We start from the raw sequence: 20,656 nt of genomic DNA on the forward strand, positions 1-20,656 counted from the left end.
CTGTCATTAATGTGACATTGGCGGTGACACCGGCGGTGCCCTCAGCAGCCTCATCGGCATGGCTTTCAACTGTAATGAAACGGTGTCCGGACCGGGCGCAGGGGGATGCGCATCGCGGCACAAGGAAATCAGGCGTTGCTTAACTCGCTTTACATGCCAGCGCGCGCGCTGTAATTTCGTGCATCTGCTTCCTCACAAGGGCCTCGCAGGATGACTGACTACCTGACGGACATCAACCCGGTCGGGCTGAACTGGGTCGGGATATTCGGGCTGTTGATCGGTGGCCTCGCTCTTTTTCTTCTCGGTCTCGAGTTCATGACCGGCGGCCTGAAGGCGATCGCGGGATCGAGATTGCAGGCGTTGCTCGGCGTGCTGACCGCGAGCCGCTTTCGCGGTGTCGTGGCCGGCGCGGTCGTGACCGCCTTGCTCAATTCGTCGACGATCACGACCGTGCTGATGGTCGGCTTCGTTTCCGCCGGATTGATGACCCTGGCGCAGTCCGTGCCGATGATTATGGGCGCGAACATCGGCTCGACCATCACCGCGCAGATCATCGCATTCGATGTATCGCGGCTCACGCCGTTCATGCTCGCGGCCGGCTTCGTGCTGCATGCGTTCGGCAAGCGCGAACTGCTGCGCGAGATCGGCCGCGTGGTGCTCGGGCTCGGCCTGCTCTTCATGGGCATCCAGTTGATGGGCGAGGCGACGCATCCGCTGCGCACGTTTCAGCCGTTTATCGACGCGATGCAGGATATGCGCAACCCGATCGTCGGCATCGTGGTCGGCGCGGTCTTCACGGCGATCGTGCAAAGCTCGGCGGCGACGCTCGCGATCGTCATCGCGCTGAGCGGGCAAGGGTTGATGCCGCTCGAGGCGGCGATCACGCTGATTCTCGGCGCGAAGGTCGGTACTTGCGGCACCGCGCTGCTCGCGTCGATCGGCAAAACGCCCGAAGCGGTGCAGGTAGGCGTCGTGCATCTGGTGTTCAATCTGCTCGGCGTGGCGGTGGGGATTTTCGTGATTCCACAGATGGCGGAGCTGGTGCGCTACGTTTCGCCGTCGCATCCGGAGTTGCAGGGCGTCGCCCGGCTCGCGGCCGAAGCGCCGCGTCAGGTCGCGAACGCTCATACGATCTTCAGCGTGGCGAGCACGCTGGTGCTGATCTGGTTTACCGGACCGATCGCGCGGCTTGCGCAACTGATCGTGCCGACACGCGCGCAGGCGGCCAAGCCGGCCGGTGACCCGCTCTATCTCGACGCGTCTTCGCTGACGGTGCCGTCGCTCGGATTGCAGCGCGTGCGCATCGAACTGACGCGGCTCGGCGGACAGGTGCTCGATATCGTGCGACGAGGCTCGCAGACGATTTCAACCGGAACGATCGAGGAGATCAATCTGCTGCTGGATCAGGACAAGGAAGCCGACCGGCTTGCTGCGGAGATTCTTCACTATATCGGCCAGCTCTCGCAGGTTCAGCATTCGGAAGACGAAGGTCAGCAGATGGTCGGCTTCACGCAGGTGGCGAGCAATCTCGAGAGCATTAGCGGCGTGGTCAGCACGACACTCATCACGATCGGCCAGCAAAGACTCACGCAGCAGATCGATCTCGTGCGCCTGCGCGACGAGGCGACCGCGCGCTTTAGCGATGCCGTGATCCGCAATCTCGAACAGGCGATTCGCACGATCGAGGAACCCGATGCCGAAGAAGGCGCGAAGGTGATCGGCGCGAAAAGCGAAATCGAACAATTGGCCACGACCGCGCGCCAGGTCGTACTCGCCAGGCTTCAACTCGCGGATAAGGCCGACGTGGTGACATTCCGGCTCGCGATGGACCTGATCGAACAGGGCCGGCAGGTCGCACAGTTTGCGCGTGCCATCGTGAAGAACGTGGAAATGCTTCGTTGAGGTTGGCGTTGACGTTTGCGCTTGGAATAACAGTCAGGGTCCGCAGTTACCGTTAGCGATTGTCCGATGTGCGATGAATTGCCGGTAACCCCACAGAGATTCGCACCGCAGCAGCAGTAGACTGCCTGCGTGTCATCGTCATGACACGCTTTAATGGAGCGTTGTTTTCGCCCGCCTCCCCTGTGCGGGCTTTTTTCTTTTCATCGCTATTGCGGCATGCAAAGCGCGGCGCATCGGGTTCGATAGCCGCTCATGGCGCATAGCGGGCATGAAATGAACGGGCGTTCATGGTGCGCCCACGCGCCGTGGCTTGCACAATACGCAACGCTTGAGAGGATTTAACACACGTTGTGCCCGGAATTTGATAGCCTGTGTTGTAGCAGAGCATTGAACTCAAGGAGGGCTTCACCATGATGCGGTGGCTTGCTAACTGGGCTTCACAACATGCTCCTACTCCCGAGAAACAGGCCGAGCGTGCGTTGAACAACTTGCGTATGGAGCTGTTTCAGGCCGAGCAGCTCGTGCTCGATGCACAATTGCGCGCCGATTATTACCGGGCTCGCCTGACCTTTCTCGAAGAAGTGACGAGAAAAGGTATTGAACAGGTGTCGGACGAACGCAAAGGTCCGCAGGAAACGACCCAGCCACTGAAGCCCGGGCTCAAGCTTACCGCGGCGCAATAGCCGGGTGAGATATCGGGCCGTTCTCAGTCGCGGCAGGTTGGGATACCCTCGTTCAGTACGCAGGGTAGGGGAGTGGCGCGACCGCTCAGAGGTTCTTGCGCGAGGCTTGATGCATGGCTTCGTGCAGGCTTCATGAGCGGCCGCGTTTCATCTTGCACGAGCCATGGTTTGCGCCGGGCAATCGCGCCCGAATGACGGGCGTTTAACTTGCCAGATCGGCCGGCAGCTTGCCGCCGTTGGCCGCGAGCGCCTGCATGACCTGCTTGTGCAGCCAGATGTTCATGCTGGCCGAGTCGTTCATATCACCGCTGTACTTCAGTTCCTGAGCCAGCTGCTTGCGGTGGTCGAGGCTGCTGTCGATGCCGAGCGCTTTCATCGTGTCGACAATCGAGGTGCGCCAGTTCAGCGTCTGTCCGCTTTCGCTGACGAGCTGATCCATCACGGCGGCCACGTCGACGTCGGCGAGCGGTGCGGGGGTGTCAGGCGCGGCGGCTTGCGCGGCAGCCGGGTCCGGTGTCGGTTCCGCGGCGGGGGCAGGTTGGTCCGGCTTGGCCTTGCCGAACAGCTTATGCACGATGTCGCCAAAAATACTCATTTCCAGAATCTCCACAGTTGAATGACAAATGCGAGCGCGTGGCGCTCGCAGGACATGCCTTCGCTATGCTACGCGATCCGCGGAAATGAGGAGCGTGAATTTTTGTCAGCGATTGTTAGTGCCGGCTATCGGCAACGGCAATGAGCCGTGGTTGCTAGCACATCTCTGTGTATATTTATTCGGCATGCTCACGATCGAATTGCCAGATCGCGGGAAAGCCCATCAGCTCGCACATCTGCGAGAACGGATACATGCTGTTCTGTGCCTGCACGGTGCCCTTGAGTGCCTTGATCTGGCCGTAGACGTCCCGCAGTGCCTGCGCGGCAGCAAGAAATCCCGATGCCGGATAGATCGCAATCGAAAAGCCGAGCTTCTGCAATTCGGCGGGTGTCAGTTGCGGCGTGCGTCCGCCTTCGACGATATTGACGAGCAGCGGCGTATCGAACGTGCGCGCGATCGTCTCCAGTTCCTCGACGGTTTCCGGCGATTCGATGAACAGCACGTCGGCGCCGGCTTTCGCGAACGCTTCGCCGCGCCTCAATGCTTCGTCGAGTCCGAGCGAGGTGCGTGCGTCGGTGCGCGCGACGATCTGGAAGTTCGCGTCCTCGCGTGTTTCGGCTGCAACCTTGATCTTCTTCACCATGTCGTCGAGCGCAATCACCTTGCGGCCCGGCGTGTGTCCGCATTTCTTCGGAAACTCCTGGTCTTCGAGTTGAATGCCTGCGGCGCCGGCGCGTTCGTAGCCGCGTACCGTGTGCGCGACGTTGAGCAGACCGCCGTAACCGGTGTCGCCGTCGCAGATCAGCGGCGTGCCGGTTGCGCCGCAAAACGCGGTGACGCGATCGACCATGTCCGTGTAAGTGGCGAGACCCGCGTCGGGCACGCCGAGATAGGACGCGACGGTGCCGAAGCCCGTCATGTACAGGCAGTCGAAGTCCATCGAGTCCGCCATCTTCGCGGAGATCAGATCGAAGATGCCGGGCGCGGCGACGATTTCCGGTTGTGCAAGACGGCTCTTCAGTTGTTGACGTTTGCTCTGTGCGTTCATGCTGGTTCCGTTGATGACGATGAGTGTCCGTGATGTGTCGATTCAATGATCCGAGTCAATGACGTGACTCGGGGGCGACCGCTGCGCCGGCGAGCTCGGCATCGGTATCGAGGGTGGGCGGTGGCGCGATGTCTTCGAGCGAGCGCCGGTTCGTTTCGATACCGAAGAGCGCGAGCATCGCAGCCATGACGACGAGCACGCCGACGATGACCGAGAGCACGTCCTTGACGCCGCCCGTCGCATACAGGACGACCACGAGCTGCGGCGCGAGAATACCGGCGATGCGCCCCGCGCAACCGGCGATACCGTTCGCGCGCATGCGGTTCTCCGTGGCGAAAAGCTCGGGAATATACGTGGCAATACCGAGCGCGACCAGCAGATACGTGAGCGTGAAAAGCAGAAAGCCGAGCACGGTGGCCGTCGCGACGCTCGTCGAATGTCCATAGAGCCAGCCCACCAGCGCGGCGATCAGCGCCACGGCAATGAGCCCGTTTTTACGGCCGATTCTGTCGGCAACCAGCACGCCGAGGAAGGCGCCGGTGGGACCGCCGAGCGACATCAGCGTGGTATAGCCGAGCGACGAAGCCATGCCGAGCCCCTGTTTGATCAGGAATGTCGGCACCCAGACGATAAAGCCGTAGATCACCACATTCACGCCGATCTGCACGCAGATCGCGAGTAGCGTGCGGCGAATCTGCGCGGCTTTGAACAGGTCGAAAAGTGTTGTGGAACGTGGCGGCGCGCCGAGCGCTTCGAGCGATGGCGCGATGGGAGGCAGTGCCTCGCCTCGCGACGATTCCGCCTCCGCCGCGCGAAGAATCGCCTCGGCTTCCGCGTCGCGGCCTTGGGATTCGAGCCAGCGCGGCGACTCGGGCATCTTCTTGCGGATCACCCACACAACGAGCGCGCCCGCGCCGACGAGAGCAAACATCGCGCGCCAGCCGATCGTCGGAATGATCAGATAGCCGATGAACGTCGAGAAGAACAGCGCCGAGTTCGTAATCAGCGAGAGATACGCGGACCACTTGCCGCGCACGGCGGGGGGAATGAACTCGCCGACCGAACCATAACCGACGACGATCTCCGCACCGAGCCCGAGGCCCATGAAAAAGCGGCAGACGATCAGCCACATCATGTTCGGTGCGAGCGCGCCGGCGATCGAGGCAAGACCGAAGATCGCGAGATTGAATTGATAGGTGAACTTGCGGCCTTTTGCGTCGCCGAGCAAACCGGCGGTGAACGCACCCAATAGCATGCCGACGAAGGTCGACGAGAGAAATGCCGCATTCAGTTGCATCGTCGACCAGCCGCTTTTTGCCAGCGCACCGAGCACGCCGCCGGCCAGGTAGATATCGAACGAATCGAGAAACATGCCGCCGCCGATCAGCCAGAGAATGCGCCGATGAAAACCGGAGATGGGCAATCGGTCCAGTCTCGGACCCGCATTCACTGTGCTCGGCATTTCACGTCTCCTGCGTCGTTATTCGACGGCTATTCGTGTTGCGGCAACGGACTACGGCAAAGGGTGTTCCCGTTGATAACGGTCGAGCACCGCTTTTTCGGCGGCCAGAATATGACAGCGGGTGATCGCTTCGGCCCAGGCGGCATGGCGGTTCTCGAGTGCCTGAACGATTTCGACATGCTGGCGTGCGCTATTCGCTCGGTGTTCGTCGTCGTAAGAGTCGAACGTCCACTTGATGAGCGGCGTTTCCTTCATCGACGTCAACGATCGCTCGAGCTGCGAGTTGCCGGCGGCCGAGGTGATGATCGAATGGAATTCGCCGTTGGCGGCGAACCATGCATCGGTCGTTTCGGGTGTGGACGTGCGCCGCGTGATGGCGGACATCTGTTCGGCGAGCGTGCCGAGCCGCTCGATTTCGGCGGTGCCGATTTTCAATGCGGCACGCCCGGCGAGGAACGGTTCGATCAGAATACGCGCTTCGAATATTTCGCGCGCGTCCTGCAAGGACCACGCTTTGACCCGCACGCCATAGTTCGGGCGAATCTCGACCCAACCTTCGGCGCCGAGGCGGCGCAGTGCTTCGCGCACCGGCGTGCGGCTCACGCCGAGGCTTTTTGCCAGTTGTTCTTCGCGCAGGTATTGACCCGCGCCGTAGCGGTTTTCGGCGAGAGACTGTTTGATCGTGAGGTAGACGTCGTCCGGTGAGCGGGCCGGTGCGGCGTACGTTGTATGCAAAACACCGTCTTTCATGACCATAGTGAGGGAATTCACGAATCAGGCGGATACATTGTATGCAAAGTTGAGTGGTGGGCGCTTGGTGGTTTCCCTGGGCGCGTGGTGTGGCGTATCGGCGGGGTTCGCGGCAGCCACGCTGATACTTCCGAAAAGCCGGTTGCAGTCGTTCGCCCTCGCTGTCACACGTTCATTCGCGCGACTGCTCCGCGTCAAACATGCATGCTCCTCATGCACGGACCATGTTGGGCTCTGCTGCTGAGGATGTATTTGTCTGCGCGATATCCCACACAACACACGTCATTTAGCTCACTGAAAACCCCACCGCCGTCGACCTTGCTTTTTCGTCTTTGCAAATTAACCTTCGGAAGGCTGGCCGTTCGGGATTGAATGAACTTATCAGGAGTGCGTTCCGGGCATCACCGAAGAGCCGCATCTCGTTACGTAAAGCAGGTCAGTCTCCTTGTTGAGCCGTTGTGGAAGAAACCACATGAAATCGAATTTCATGTACCTGCAGATCCCACTGACTTTCGTGAAAGGCCCTCTCCTCAGGAACTCCGACCATGCCCGACCGTGAAACAATCATCTCGGAGCTCACGACCCTCGGCCGTGGCAAGCTCGAGAACTTCAATATGGCCGATCCGGAACGGCTCGCGCACGCCAGTGCATTGCCGGTCGAAGGCTACTCGCCCGACACCGGCTACTGCCACGGCGTCTGCCTGGACTGGATCCGGCGTGTGCTGCAGAACGGGCGGCCGTGCTTCGGCGCCAACCCGCAGCGTAATGCTGAGGAAGGCTACGACTACTACACGCGGATGCAGGAGCAGGCCAAGCGGCAGGGGTATGCCTGGGCCAGCTTCAACGCGATCAGCGACCGCAATCTTGAAGCCAACAATGCGCTGATTGATCGCAACCAGGCCGACTACGATCAGGCTTACGACAAGTACCTCAGAGCGAAGAGGTTCCTGCAGGAAGTGAACTCGCAACTGGTTGACGACTACAACCGCAACCTGCAGCTCGGTGAGGCGCATGTCGTGGGGATCGACTACGGCGACAAGCTGAAGCGGATCTTTCCGCAACTGCAAAACACGCCCACGGAGCTCTCCGTGCGTCAGATCGGCGGACTTTATCCGAAGGTCGAGGATAAATACAGGTCACTGCAGGCGCCGGTAAGAGCAACTGCGCCGCGTCGCCAGGACATCGACCAGAACAGCTTCGCACTCTTCACGGGACATATGGACGCGAAATTCCCGAAGAAGAGGACGTTCGGCGGCATCGCGCTGCTGCAGTCGAGCCCGAAAACGCAGTACGCTTCGCTGTCAGCGGCGATCGACGCGGTGACGGCCCCGGCACCGACGGACTTCTCGAGCGGCCGTGCGATGATAGTCGGGTTCGGCATGCGGAAAGCCGGAGACAACTCCGGGCACGCCGCCGCTATCCATTGGCACCCGAGAGACGTGTTCGTCGTGCTGGAGCCGAACTATGGCATGTTTGTCTACGAGCGGCTCGCTGGCAATAAGTCGGTCAGCTCGGCGCTGGACTACCTGTTTGGCACGGTGTATCCGGCGGAGCCCGGTACGGAGGTAACGAATGGCGTCGAGTACGAGATCTACGAGAAGCGCGTTGATTGATCGGTCTATCTGTCATGCTCCGCTCGTGCCATGAAGTATAGATGGCAACTCGCTTGCCGTCGTCTGTAAAGGCATCTATTCAGTGCTGCGAGCCGGCGAGTGGGGCGGGGCGTCCATGCCAAGCGCTGCTTTGCCGGACCTGAGGCTGCGCTCGTATACCTCTCGCGCTACAGCACCGTGTCGCTATCTCCAGCCAGTGTCTTATCGTGTTCGATGAGCACGACGTGAGGCTTTGCTGGCGCGACGACAGTGCCAAAGGGCGCATGCGCTACAAGGCCATGACACTCGAAGCTGGCGTATTCATGCGCGGCTTCAGAGCGGGTGACTTCCATGGCCGAGTAGATCCTGCACCCCTTATTCAAGTCTTCGGATTGTACTCAAGATTTATAACATTACCTTTGGGCCCATATGTCAGAACGGTTCCTTCCCAGGCGCCGAAGTCCATTCCTTTGGGGTCGTAATGCTGAGCCGCAGTTGATGCTCGAACAGGTGAGCCGAGTGTCTGGGCTAGCCTCGAGCAAAATGTATTGCCGTCGCCGTAGCGGCCTTCGTGGCCAGGCGTGATGAAGGCCGTCCCGCAGGAGTAAAGATCAGTCCAGTCGAGCCATTCAAAAAGCACTCTGAACTTGTGGATGGTATGCAGATTCAATCCCTCATTGCAGAACTGGATACCATAGCCTCCCTGACTGTTGCCTTGCATTGATTCCGTTCGCGTAGAGAATCCTGTCGCCAGAGGCAGCCCGGGCGTCTCATAGCCATGAGCCAGGATCTTCAACCATACATACTGCGAGTTATAAAATTTTGCCCTGCTGAGTATCCAGGCGATTGGCCAGCTGATAGGCGTGCTAGCGTCGACCTCGAGAACCTCATTACCCTTGGGCTTCGAGCCCTCTAACCGCACATCTCTGACTATGAGCATTTGCATCATGACAATCTCCTCAAAGTTAGATAAGCAGCTCCACGCTGGTGGAGTCGGGCTATTGCAGGTAATCCGGCGGTAGCTTGAGTGGAGGATAGACAGTCTGCACGATGGAAACGTGACATGTGCGGCCATTTGCCGTTCATGGCAAAGGTGGGTTCGGGAGGCTCGGTGGTGGGTGGGATTCGGCCTGAGCGGACGTTCGCTGTTCTGGTTGCCTGCGGCTGCAGCAGGTTGTTTTGCTGAGTTTTGTAACCCGGTGCCGATGAGTGTCGGCTATGTCGTGGATGAATGGGTTTTCCGACCCGTTGCCGCCGTTCAGTCCCATCGAGTCGCCATATCTGCTTCTGAGGTGCAGCGACCATTCGATTGTATGATCTATTTAAACCTCAGCGGCAACTTGGGGCGGGGACCATGCGCAACTGCAACGGCGTGGACGTTTGACGGACCCGCACGCTCCAGGTGGTCGGCTTCGGACAAATTCCGCAGTGTGGCTGCCTTTGCTTCGACATATTTGAGGAGTTTGCTTTGATCACTTTCATCAAGCACCAAGGGCTCTCTGATACCGAGTATGCGCGAGGCAAAAAAACAAAAGGTCCTTTGCTCTTTTGTCTTCACCTTTTGATTGCCGCGCCATTGATTCTGGCCAGCGCGAGCTGCACGGAGAATATCGATACGCCGCCGATCGTGTCGGCAACCGGCTATCTCCACGGGCAGTCTGTATCCCTGGAGCGAGAGCAAATTCTCGCTTTGTCACACTGGATAGACGCGCACCGTACTGGTTGGAAGGGGCTAATGGAAACGCCGCCTCCACCGTCGATCTCTCTCGACGTGAAATATGCGGGCGGCCGGGAAGGCTCATTCGAAATTTGGCAAGACCCTCACGGCAATGGCGGGGTTGTCTATCATTACATTTATGAGCACGTCCCAGAGGTAAAGAGAGTAGCCCCCTTAAAGCAAAGCTTGTCCGAGCAGGACATGCAAGCATTTCGTGCGATTGCCAACAGCATCGGGAAATGATCGCCCAACGTATTGCTCAAAAAGTCTTTAGCCTCCGGCAGAGTGTCCGCGCTGGCCGAAAGGCGACGCTCGAACTGGCGTATCGGCGCTAGTAAGCGTGGATCGCCAGCCGCGGTTTTAGAAATTGTTGAACAACTGAGCTCCCGATCGAACGATGTAAACGAGGAAGGCGCCACTCGAATGGCCGCGACACGTCTGCTGTATACGGTCGGTTGTGGCCGACAGCACCAGACCGTAGAGCATTCCCCGGAGTGGACGTTGGAATACCTCCAGCAGCTTTCGGACAATCTGCGTAAACGCATACTACCGGCCACGAAGAGACATTTGCCCAACAAGCGGCCAACCCATTGGCGATTGGCAGAGGCTACAGGCAGCGGCATCAAACAGCTTGACCAACCAGGACACACTTCCTATTTTCTAGAAAGCACCTGGCTGGTCGACGGCATTCGCCGCAGTTGTAAGTTCATGCTCCAAACAGAAAAAGGTAAATCATGGATAACGCGACTGCGGATAGAGTCAATCTATGGCGCCGTATGGGGGCGAGGCTCGCGGTCGTCATCTGCCTGCCCACAATGGGATGCTCGTTGCTGCCTCATGCCGCATCAGTCTCTGACCCGCCGACGCTTTACGTTTGGCCGGAATCGCGCTGCCCGTCTCTCAATGTGAACGCAGGTGCGCTCGCCGTAGCGGGAGAAAATCTGCTGGGGGGCGACTTGATCGGCGCGGCGGTCGGCGCCATTGCTTCCTCGCTAACTGCCGCAGCCGCTGCAGATAAGGCGGGGTATCAGGTGAGTTCGAATAGCGCGACCTTCTATCAAAGTGCGCTTTGGGATCCGGCCAAAAAAACCTATCAGCCCCAAGCGCCATTTTGTTACGTAATCGCACTGGCGAAGCCGAGTGCTACTCAAGGAACAGACTGGTGCACGGACCCGGATTTCAAAAGCTCTCTCGGCGCCTCCTGTACCAATAGCCCTGGTCTAATCACTTCGCTGTCGAAGAACCAGGGATTATTTAATCCGCCGGATGGCACGCTGCCTCTCACCGTGCCGTCGTTTTATGCCGAAATAGAATTGCAAAGCAGCGCAGCAGACGCAACGGCAAATTATTTTGTGGTGAAACCGCAGATTGCAGCAATTTACTACCCTCACTCTTTGCTAGGGGGAGTTTTCGAAGAGGGGAGGAGTAAGCAGATCAGTATAACGATAAATTTTATCAACCCGACGCCATCGACGGCAACGGATTACTATAAAGCATCGACCGTGGGGATGCTGATTTATAATATAAAGCCAGGAAAAACAATTTCCATTTCCGATGTATCCAATAATACGCAAACGGCCTGGACTCTGGTCCCGATCGAGAAAGTGCCGGCGGGAGTCCAATATAAGAATAATGACGGCGTTTCAATAGGCGGACCATTCAGGCCGATCAATATAACCGCAACGGTTCACGAATTAGGTGATCCCAATGTTTTCCTGCAAGCGCTTGCACTCTCTTTTGCGTCGACGTCATCGACTAGCGGCATTACTACGGCGCTAGGCAACGCGGTTCTTCCGCAGGGCCAGCTGGCTCAAAAGCAAAACGATTCAACCCTTCAAAGCAACATCGGCAAATATTATGCGGCAGTCAGCTCTTACCAGACTGCCTGTGCCACCCTTCAGTCCGACAAAAACAACCCTACAAACGCGAGCAAAATTCCTGCAGACAAATCCAGTCTCGAATCGGCACAATATAATGTACAAAGTGCCTATACAGCAGCTTCGGCTTCCGCTCTGCAGAGTACCGTAGAGACATTGCCGGCTCAGCAAACCCTCACATGCCCTTGACGCAATATTAGTGCAGACATCAGAGGCATCGCCAGGCATCATTTGAATCGATTGAATATAATGATTCAGGGGTATATTGAAATGGATAAAGTTTCATGTCGAATAATATATCCTGGATTGCTATTGTTTTCACTCCTGTCTTTCACCGCCTCAGCACAAGCGCCCGGCGAAACAGGCAACACCGGGTCCAACAGCGCTATTGCCACGCATGCCCTCGCAATATCCGGGAATTTATTCGACGAAAATACGCCAGAATATAGCGCGATGCTTCGTGCCAGCATTGGGGCGCTAAATGCAAAGCAAAAGAGCGACGCCAAGCCTCAAAATATACTGAACAAAATAAAAACACTGACGGTGACAAATCTCGACACTGACTCACGATACCGCAATGCTTTGTCATTGATCGTCCACCAGGCCGCACTAGGCGATCCCGAAAAAATCCTTTCCGGCACATCGGACGGCCCGGATACGCCTCGTGGAACAGCGGGATCGGGTTTGCCGCCACGCATACCAGGTGGACCACCCGCATCAAACACACCAGGCCGGTCCTACAATGCCACAACTCATTATCCCAACGTCGTTTTTATCCAGGATGCTCAGAACGGATTTTGTTCTGGCGTGGCAATCGGAAAGAAAAAGATACTGACTGCACGCCACTGCGTATGTCTGCACAATATGAAAAAGGTCGGTGTTGGCGTTGCGTTGGGGAGGGACATGAGTTTTACCAACATAGTGAGCGTCAACAAAATGTCAGAATGCGGTGATAGCAATGGGCCGGATATTGCCGTGGTGGAAACGGCACAGGACATCTACGATTCGAATTCGCCAACCATATTTTCAACAACCGCCGAACTCGACAAGGCAAAGGCTGGCATCGCAGTTGGATACGGAAATCGCGATCTTGGCAACGGCGGTGCAGCAATGGACGGTCAACGCGGTTACGCAAGTGTCGCCATCATAAGTACGAGTTGTTCCGCGCAGGATTCCAGGAAGTATGGATGCAACAGTGGCTTTGAATTTGTCGCGGGCCCAGTTTCGGCCGCTCTTCCGGGAGATCAGTGTCCAGGGGACAGTGGTGGTCCGCTCTACATCATGAGTGGCAATGGCATCTTTTTGGCCGGCATCGCAGATCGACCAGATACCGATTCGAATTTGCAATGCGGCTACGGCGGAATATACGAGCGAATTGATGGGAATGTCGGGAATTGGATTAAAAAAATCCTGGCATCCAATTAGTCGATTCAAGTTCGCAGCCAAGGAAGACGGCGATACATCTCCATTCGCCGTTCCCGTTCACCGTCCGCATACCGACTAGATGCTCCACAAACGAACACGCCCAGCCTAAGCGCGGTTTTACGCGGCTTTAGAACCGCGTATGCAAGCCTACTCGCGCGACAGCCTGAGTTTGCCCGCTCGACGCGCCATCCGCACTGTTCATGCCGTTGATCTGCGCGAAACCCCCGGAGCTGGCGCGCTGATAGAGGCCGAGCACGTAAACGCTCGTGCGCTTCGACAGCGAATAATCGACGATTGCCGCGACCTGGTGAGCGTGGTTATTGTCGACGACCGAATTGCCTTTCATATACATATACGAAGCACCGGTCGCGAGTGCCGGCGTGATCTGGTACTGCGCGCCCACGGAACCTTCATAGACCGAGCCGCCGTTCGCGGAATTGCGTACGGTCGTGAAAAGCGCATTGGTGAACCACGAGCCGAACCGGTAGTGCGCGCCGATCCCCCAGTTGCGCACGCTCACTTGCGGTGAACCCGCGGTGTAGTACTTGATATTCGTGTATGCGGCATTCGCGCCGAATGAGTTCGCCGCGTAGTTAAGCGCGAAACTCGTCGAATTTCCCGCGCCGACCGAGCCCGCTACATTGCCGAAGCCATACATTACGCCTGCGCTGAATCCGTCGAATACCGGCGTCACGTACTTGACCGAGTTGGCAATACGCTCGCCGGCCATGCGGTCCCAGTCGAATGCGCCAGTCGGGTTTTGCGGCAGGGCGAGCTTCTGGAACGGGCCGGCGCGGAATGCGTAGAAGTGCCCGGAAATTTCGGCGGGATCGTTGCCGCCGAAATAGAGCGCGTCCGTCATGAAGTCGTACTGGTTGCCGAGCGTGAGCTTGCCGGTGCGCTCGTTGACGAGCCCCACCAGCGACGTGCGGCTGAACAGGCTCGCATTGGGCATGAATTGGCCATTGTTCACCTGGAACTGGTTGACAAGCTCGAAGAGGGCCTTGGTGCCGCCACCGAGATCTTCCACGCCTCTCATACCCCACAGGTTAGGGCCGTTGACGCCGTCGTCCATCTTGATATTGTGGCTGCCCGACTGGTTGCTCACATACGTAACACCGGTATCGATAAGACCGAAGAGCGTGACGCTGCTCTGGGCATGTGCTGTCGCCGACATCAAGATGCTCGCAAGAATGGCGAGCGCGATTTTTGTCCTGTTCATCGAAATGATCTCCTGTTTTATTTAGTCATGCAGATGTAGGTGGTGTCGTATATGGTGAGCGTCGATGGATGAGAAGCCAATCCGAAGTCCACCGAACGGGGCTCAATATAGTCGGCACGATGTTTCTGAGGAAGTGGTGCGAAAGGGCTGAAGAACGCATTCGATCGAGCGCGTTGCCGTCGAAAATTCCGGGGTTTACGCGAACTGACGGGATTGCAGGTGTGTGGCGAGATTTCTTCGTCTACGCCGTAGTTCTTTGAAAAATAAAAGTTTTGTACCCGTGTGCGATACAAGCGATGCTCGTTTTGCGTAAGTGCCGAAGCGGGAATTTGTAAAACGATGAAAGATCTCGAAGGCGGCGCGATAAATAAAAGAGAAAGCTCTTCACGCTATTTCGCAACGCGATTTCAAATAGCGTTGGTGCCACGCTACAGCGTGGCGACGGTTGTCGATCGCGGCCCCGCTTGAGCGCATTTCAATCTCTTTCTTTTGGCATCTAAAAAAATTATGGCGGGTTGTCGCGCGCTGCACCGGATGCCATCTGATCCGGCGCCTGCCACCCTGAACGAGTCCTTATGCAGCGGGCTTGTGCGCGATATCGAGCGCCATCGCGACGTGTTTGCCCGCATGCGAATCGTTCACGCACATCGCCAATCCCTGTGGTTAACCCGTGATTTCCGGTGATTCCCGCTCTGGCTAACGTCGCGTCCAAATCCGGCCAGCGTGTCTCTACCGCAACTTCGCCGCGGCAGAAGGATTGAGACGTTTCTGAGAACCGAAGTACTCAAAGAGGAGAGATGAATCCATGAACGTGAAGCAATGCGTAACCCAGCGTGGACGCGTAATGCGCTCTGCGCCTGCACATCCGGTTCCAATACTCGCCAGAACAAACAACGCGGGAGAACACGTATGAGAACACTGCACTCTCTCAATCCATTCGTGAGCATCAAGGCGCGTGCGGTTTCACTGCTGACTTTATTGAGCGTTTGCGCGACGGCCGCGATTGTCGCCGCATGCGGAGGCGGTAGTGGCAGCGGTGGCAGTATCAGCACATACACGCCGCTGTCGGTCGTGACGCCGAGCGTCGATTGTTCGAAGCTCGCTTCGGTCGATATCACCGACATCGGCGGCGCGGGCAGCTCGATTACCTCGGCGAGCGTAACCAATGCCACGATCAATGGCGCGACGGTCGCGTTCTGCACGGTGAAGGGCACGCTCGCCCCGTCGAACACGTTCGAGGTCGCGCTGCCGGTCAGCACCTGGACGCAGCGTTTCGCGGAACTCGGCTGCGGTGGTTTGTGCGGCAATCTCAGCGACCCGACGCAGCAAAGTTCGTTCAGCTTCAGCTATACGTGCCCGCTCGTGCAGCAGGGCGGTTTCGTAACGGCAGCGACCGACATGGGCCACACGGGCCAGGATCAGACCTGGACGACGGACCCGCAAAAGCAGGCCGATTTCGCCTATCGCGGCCAGCACATCACGACGCTTACGGCGAAGAAGCTGATCAAGGCTTATTACGGACAGGCGCAGAAGTACTCGTACTTCATCGGCTGCTCCGACGGCGGCCGCGAGGCACTGATGGCCGCGCAACGTTATCCGGCCGACTACAACGGCATCGTGGCGGGCGCGCCGGCCGCTCATTTCCAGATCCAGAACTCGCTGTATCACGGCTGGAGCGTGAAGTCGCAGAGCACGACGGGCACGAGCACGGGCAACGCGGTGCTCTATGCCGATAAGGCGCAAGTACTGCACAAGGCCGTTATCGCCGCGTGCGGAGGCGGCAGCGGCGCGGCCGACGGTCTGATTGCCGATCCGCGTACCTGTCATTTCGATCCGGCGACGATCCAATGCGCCAACGGCGCGACCAGCACGAGCAACTGCCTGACCGCGGCGGAAGTCACGACGGCGAAGAACATCCTCAATGGTCCGACCGATGCGACGACCGGCGAGTACATGCTGGCGGGTTCGCCGCAGTATGGTTCGGAAGCGAACTGGATCGGCGTCGAAGTGCCGAATTCGAATTCGACCGATCCGGCCGTGTCCGTCAAGCAGTTGTTCAGCTATTCGATCGTGACGGGCGCGTACAACCTGATCTTCACCGGTTCGCCGACAATGCCGACCATCGACACCTTCGGCTATCAGGATGCGAGCTTCTACCCGACCTATCTGCAGGCGAACCATCCGTTCATCGACGCGACGAACCCGGACCTCTCCGCATTCCAGGCCGCCGGCGGCAAGCTGATTCTGTGGCACGGCTGGGCGGATCAGCACATCTCGCCGCTCTTCACGATCCAGTACTACGAAGCCATGCAGAAGACGATGGGCGATTCGAACGTGAGCCAGTTCGCGCGACTCTATCTGGTGCCGGGCGTGGCGCATTGCGGCGGTGGCGAAGGCTTCCCGAACATCGACCTCGTATCGAAGATCACGGATTGGGCCGAGCAGGCGAAGGCGCCGGATGCCGTGATGACGTATCAGACCGATGCGTCGAACAACGTCACGGCTTCGCGTCCTGTCTATCCGTATCCGGCGGTTGCGAAATACACCGGTTCGGGCGACTGGCACGACGGCGCGAACTATGCGCAAGGCGCGCCGCTCTATACGGCGGCCTCGCGTGCGTGGGCCGGCTCAAGCTTCTACACGCCTTATACGGCGAAAACGCAGGGCGTTGCCGCACCTTAAGCCGTACCTGTAGGCGTCGATTAGATGGCTGGCCTGGCGAGGCCGGCTCGCTTGCGAAGCGGAATGACCGTTGTCACGGTCGTTCCGCTTTTTGTTTTGGATGCCTGATTCAAGGCGCAACCCAGACGCAATCGTGAAGAACGGGAAAAGCGGCGCCGTTAGCGGCTTAAGTGACCGTTCTATGCGACTTCGTTCCCGTGTCATCTGTTCTGTTTATGCGTGTGCTCTGAAGCCGGTGCGGAAAAGGCTCACTTTCAGAGGCTGTGTATTTGCGTTTAGCGCTTATCCAGCGGGGCTTCGTGTGAATTCACCCGGCTTTGCGCAGGCCATGCGGAATAGAAAAAACGCGGATATTCACCACAGCCATATGGTTAACCCGCGCTTTGGAACCCGAGCGGCCAAACGCTACCTTCACGCCAATGACCCGGGCAAGACATTCAGGAACACATCGACATGACGCTTGCGGGATCGACGAACAGCACGAAGCCATGTGCTTCGTGCCGTGCGACAAGACCCATGAAGGAGACAGGAGAATTCAAATGACGAGTACCACGAGCGGTAAAAGAATCGATATCAAGGCGTTCATCGACGAACGGCCGATTTCCGCCTACCAGTGGCTGCTGGTAGTGCTGTGCTTTCTGGTCGTGACGGCCGACGGCATGGACGTCGCGATCATGGGTTTCGTCGCGCCGTCGATCATTCACGACTGGGCGATTTCGCGTCCCGCCTTCGGGCTCGTGATGAGCGCGGCGCCGATCGGTCTCGTGATCGGTGCATTGGCCGCGGGTCCGGCTTCGGATCGCATCGGCCGCAAGTGGGTGCTGATTACCTCGGTGTTTCTGTTCGGCGTATTCACGATTGCCACGGCATTCACGCAAACGCCGATGGCGATGGCGACGCTGCGCGTGCTGACCGGTATCGGTCTTGGCGCCGCGATGCCGAACTCGACCACGCTGCTGTCCGAATATGCACCGCAGCGCAAGCGCGCCTTGCTGATTACGGTGATGTTCACGGGCTTCAATCTCGGCTCGGCTTTGATCGGCTTCGCGGCCGGCTGGCTGATTCCGGTTCACGGCTGGCGCTCGGTACTGATCTTCGGCGGCGCGTTGCCGCTCGTGCTGATTCCGCTCCAGGTCTGGCTGTTGCCCGAGTCGGCCCGTCTGCTCGCAGTGCGTGGCGCGCCGTCGCAACGCATCGGTGCAGTGCTCGGCCGTGTGTGCGGCGCGCGCTTTGCCGGTGACGAAGTTTTCGTTTCCAACGAACCGCCGCTGCCGACGCGCAAGCCGATCGGCGTACTGTTCTCGCAAGGCTATGGTTCGATGACCATCGCGCTGTGGGTCACGTATTTCATGGGCCTGCTCGTGATCTATCTGCTGACCGGCTGGCTGCCGACGCTGATGAAAGATGCAGGCCTGTCCGTCACGACCGCGGCGAACATCACGGCGATGTTCCAGATCGGCGGCACGATCGGCGCGATTCTGGTCGGCTGGATCATGGACCACGCACGTCCCGCTCCGGTGATCAGCGCGGCGTATGTCGGCGGTGCGCTGTGCGTGCTCGCACTCGGCTATATCGGTGCGTTGTCTTCGTCGCTGGCGGTACTCGTGTTTGCTGCGGGTTTTTGTATGAGCGGCGCGCAAACCGGCCTCAATGCATTCGCACCGGGCCGCTACCCGACCGTGGCACGCGCGACCGGCGTGAGCTGGATGCTCGGCATGGGCCGCTTCGGCAGCATCTTCGGTTCGGCGATCGGCGGCGCGTTGCTCGGTCTCGGCTGGCAATTCGGCGCGATTCTGGCGATGCTCGCTGTTCCCGCTACACTGGCTGCCATCGCTATTCTCGTGAGCCAGCGCGTGAGCGGCAGCGCAGCGGCGGTTCAGCCGAATACCGCGCACTAGCCAGCACGAAACATGCGGCGCGCGAGTTTCGCGCGCGTCGCCGGTTAAATTTATTTTCCGGGGAATTACGGTGATCATCGACATTCACGGCCACTACACGACTGCGCCGAAAGCATTGGAGACGTGGCGTAACCGCCAGATCGCAGGCATTGCGAATCCGTCGGCGATGCCCAAGGTATCGGAGTTGCAGATCAGCGACGACGAACTGCGCGAGTCGATCGAGAACAATCAGTTGAGGCTCATGCTCGCGCGCGGCCTTGATCTGACGATCTTCAGTCCGCGCGCGAGCTTCATGGCGCATCACATTGGCGATGCCGCCATCTCGGCAACATGGGCCGCGATCTGCAACGAACTGTGCTATCGCGTGAGCCAGTTGTTCCCCGGGCATTTCGTGCCGGCCGCGATGCTGCCGCAAAGTCCGGGCGTGGATACGGCCACCTGCATTCCTGAACTCGTCAAATGTGTCGAGCAATACGGCAATGTCGCGATCAATCTGAATCCCGATCCGTCGGGCGGTCACTGGACCAGTCCGCCGCTGTCGGATCGCTACTGGTACCCGATCTACGAGAAGATGGTGGAGTACGACATTCCCGCCATGGTTCACGTGAGCACGAGCTGCAATGCGTGCTTCCACACGACCGGCGCGCATTATCTGAATGCGGATACGACCGCCTTCATGCAATGCCTGACCTCGGACCTGTTCCGCGATTTCCCCACGCTGCGTTTCGTGATTCCGCACGGTGGTGGCGCAGTGCCGTACCACTGGGGACGCTTTCGCGGTCTCGCGCAGGAGTTGAAAAAGCCTGTGTTGAAGGACCATCTGCTCAACAATATTTTCTTCGACACCTGCGTCTATCACCAACCCGGTATCGATCTGCTGACGCGCGTGATCCCCGTCGACAACATCCTGTTCGCGAGCGAGATGATCGGCGCGGTGCGCGGCATCGATCCGGAGACAGGCCACTATTTTGACGATACGAAGCGCTATATCGAAGCGGCGCATGTCGATGCGCAGGAACGCCAGAAGATCTATGAAGGAAATGCACGGCGTGTTTATCCGCGCCTCGATGCCTTGCTCAAATCGAAGGGGCTGTAATCATGTATGAACTCGGAGTGGTTTATCGCAACATCGAGCGCGCGGATGCCGGCGTGGCCGAAAAACTCGGCGCGCTCGGTTCGGCAACCGTGCATGAGGCCATGGGCCGCGTGGGCCTGCTCAAGCCTTATATGCGCCCGATCTATGCGGGCGCGACGGCGGCCGGCACGGCCGTCACCGTGCTGCTGCATCCCGGCGACAACTGGATGCTGCACGTCGCGGCCGAGCAGATCCGGCCCGGCGATGTCGTTGTGGCAGGCGTTACCGCCGATTGCACCGATGGCTATTTCGGCGATCTGCTCGCGACGAGCTTCAAGGCGCGTGGCGCGCGCGGCTTGATTATCGATGCCGGCGTGCGCGACGTGAGCGTATTGACCGGGATGCAGTTCCCGGTCTGGAGCAAGGCGATTTCCGCGAAGGGCACCGTCAAGGCGACGCTCGGCTCGGTGAATATTCCGGTCGTCTGCGCGGGCGCACTGGTGACGCCGGGCGATGTCGTCGTCGCGGATGACGACGGTGTGGTCGTCGTGCCCGCCGCGGCGGCGCCAGCGGTACTCGAAAAAGCGGCCGAGCGCGAAGCGCTCGAGAGCGATAAGCGGGCGAAGCTCGCCTCGGGCGTGCTCGGTCTCGACATGTACAACATGCGCGGGCCGCTCGAGCAGGCCGGACTGCGCTACAAGGATTGAACAGCGTGCTTGAGCCGATCA

16 protein-coding genes and 1 pseudogene are annotated in these 20,656 nt (G+C 58.8%); 11 read left to right on the forward strand and 6 right to left on the reverse strand.

Annotation, left to right across the window (positions count from 1 at the left end):
• The first annotated feature begins 210 nt into the window (after positions 1 to 210).
• Both F3J19_RS07865 and F3J19_RS07870 read left to right on the forward strand, forming a co-directional pair.
• Positions 211 to 1,902, forward strand: coding sequence for a Na/Pi cotransporter family protein (locus F3J19_RS07865; RefSeq protein WP_167039507.1), 1,692 nt, complete (start codon positions 211 to 213; stop codon positions 1,900 to 1,902).
• Between the two features lie 410 nt (positions 1,903 to 2,312).
• Entirely contained in the window at positions 2,313 to 2,585 is a 273-nt protein-coding gene (locus F3J19_RS07870) for a hypothetical protein (RefSeq protein WP_167039508.1), read from the forward strand.
• Between the two features lie 202 nt (positions 2,586 to 2,787).
• Here the strand turns inward: F3J19_RS07870 and F3J19_RS07875 are convergent, their stop codons facing one another.
• The 4 genes from F3J19_RS07875 to F3J19_RS07890 form a co-directional block, all read right to left on the reverse strand.
• Entirely contained in the window at positions 2,788 to 3,180 is a 393-nt protein-coding gene (locus tag F3J19_RS07875; protein ID WP_167039510.1) for a DUF3597 domain-containing protein, read from the reverse strand.
• A gap of 175 nt (positions 3,181 to 3,355) precedes the next feature.
• Positions 3,356 to 4,228 (reverse strand): isocitrate lyase/PEP mutase family protein, encoded by an 873-nt coding sequence (locus tag F3J19_RS07880; protein WP_167039512.1) that lies wholly within the window; start codon positions 4,226 to 4,228, stop codon positions 3,356 to 3,358.
• 55 nt (positions 4,229 to 4,283) lie between these two features.
• Positions 4,284 to 5,690, reverse strand: coding sequence for an MFS transporter (locus F3J19_RS07885; protein ID WP_167039514.1), 1,407 nt, complete (start codon positions 5,688 to 5,690; stop codon positions 4,284 to 4,286).
• A 51-nt stretch (positions 5,691 to 5,741) separates the two neighbouring features.
• Positions 5,742 to 6,446, reverse strand: coding sequence for a GntR family transcriptional regulator (locus F3J19_RS07890; RefSeq protein ID WP_167039916.1), 705 nt, complete (start codon positions 6,444 to 6,446; stop codon positions 5,742 to 5,744).
• A 539-nt stretch (positions 6,447 to 6,985) separates the two neighbouring features.
• Between F3J19_RS07890 and F3J19_RS07895 the strand changes: the two genes are divergently transcribed.
• Entirely contained in the window at positions 6,986 to 8,053 is a 1,068-nt protein-coding gene (locus tag F3J19_RS07895) for a hypothetical protein (protein WP_167039516.1), read from the forward strand.
• Between the two features lie 111 nt (positions 8,054 to 8,164).
• Positions 8,165 to 8,340: pseudogene (locus F3J19_RS32570) on the forward strand (transposase); the annotation flags it as partial.
• Between the two features lie 71 nt (positions 8,341 to 8,411).
• Here the strand turns inward: F3J19_RS32570 and F3J19_RS07905 are convergent.
• Complete coding sequence (locus F3J19_RS07905) at positions 8,412 to 8,981, reverse strand: hypothetical protein (protein WP_167039520.1); 570 nt, start codon at positions 8,979 to 8,981, stop codon at positions 8,412 to 8,414.
• 519 nt (positions 8,982 to 9,500) lie between these two features.
• On the opposite strand from F3J19_RS07905, the gene F3J19_RS07910 reads away from it, so the two are divergent.
• The 3 genes from F3J19_RS07910 (at position 9,501) to F3J19_RS07920 (ending at position 13,051) form a co-directional block, all read left to right on the forward strand.
• Positions 9,501 to 9,992, forward strand: a complete 492-nt coding sequence (locus tag F3J19_RS07910; protein WP_167039522.1) for a hypothetical protein — start codon at positions 9,501 to 9,503, stop codon at positions 9,990 to 9,992.
• 491 nt (positions 9,993 to 10,483) lie between these two features.
• Positions 10,484 to 11,815 carry a hypothetical protein gene (locus F3J19_RS07915; RefSeq protein ID WP_167039524.1) on the forward strand — a complete coding sequence of 444 codons (1,332 nt, stop codon included), beginning with the start codon at positions 10,484 to 10,486 and terminating at the stop codon, positions 11,813 to 11,815.
• Between the two features lie 60 nt (positions 11,816 to 11,875).
• Positions 11,876 to 13,051 (forward strand): trypsin-like serine protease, encoded by a 1,176-nt coding sequence (locus F3J19_RS07920; RefSeq protein WP_167039526.1) that lies wholly within the window; start codon positions 11,876 to 11,878, stop codon positions 13,049 to 13,051.
• Between the two features lie 127 nt (positions 13,052 to 13,178).
• Here F3J19_RS07920 and F3J19_RS07925 read toward each other — a convergent pair whose 3' ends face one another.
• Positions 13,179 to 14,273 carry a porin gene (locus tag F3J19_RS07925; protein WP_167039528.1) on the reverse strand — a complete coding sequence of 365 codons (1,095 nt, stop codon included), beginning with the start codon at positions 14,271 to 14,273 and terminating at the stop codon, positions 13,179 to 13,181.
• Between the two features lie 909 nt (positions 14,274 to 15,182).
• On the opposite strand from F3J19_RS07925, the gene F3J19_RS07930 reads away from it, so the two are divergent.
• The 4 genes from F3J19_RS07930 to ligK all read left to right on the forward strand — a co-directional run bounded on the left by F3J19_RS07930 (position 15,183) and on the right by ligK (position 20,635).
• Positions 15,183 to 16,955, forward strand: coding sequence for a tannase/feruloyl esterase family alpha/beta hydrolase (locus F3J19_RS07930; RefSeq protein ID WP_167039530.1), 1,773 nt, complete (start codon positions 15,183 to 15,185; stop codon positions 16,953 to 16,955).
• Positions 16,956 to 17,494: 539 nt separating this feature from the next.
• Entirely contained in the window at positions 17,495 to 18,853 is a 1,359-nt protein-coding gene (locus F3J19_RS07935) for an aromatic acid/H+ symport family MFS transporter (protein ID WP_167039532.1), read from the forward strand.
• A 70-nt stretch (positions 18,854 to 18,923) separates the two neighbouring features.
• The gene (locus tag F3J19_RS07940; RefSeq protein ID WP_167039534.1) at positions 18,924 to 19,949 is read left to right on the forward strand and encodes an amidohydrolase family protein; all 1,026 of its coding nucleotides are present in this window, start codon (positions 18,924 to 18,926) and stop codon (positions 19,947 to 19,949) included.
• A 2-nt stretch (positions 19,950 to 19,951) separates the two neighbouring features.
• Complete coding sequence (gene ligK, locus F3J19_RS07945; RefSeq protein WP_167039536.1) at positions 19,952 to 20,635, forward strand: 4-carboxy-4-hydroxy-2-oxoadipate aldolase/oxaloacetate decarboxylase; 684 nt, start codon at positions 19,952 to 19,954, stop codon at positions 20,633 to 20,635.
• Positions 20,636 to 20,656: the final 21 nt, after the last annotated feature.

It is taken from the genome of Burkholderia sp. Ax-1724, assembly GCF_011752995.1.
Taxonomy (GTDB): domain Bacteria; phylum Pseudomonadota; class Gammaproteobacteria; order Burkholderiales; family Burkholderiaceae; genus Paraburkholderia.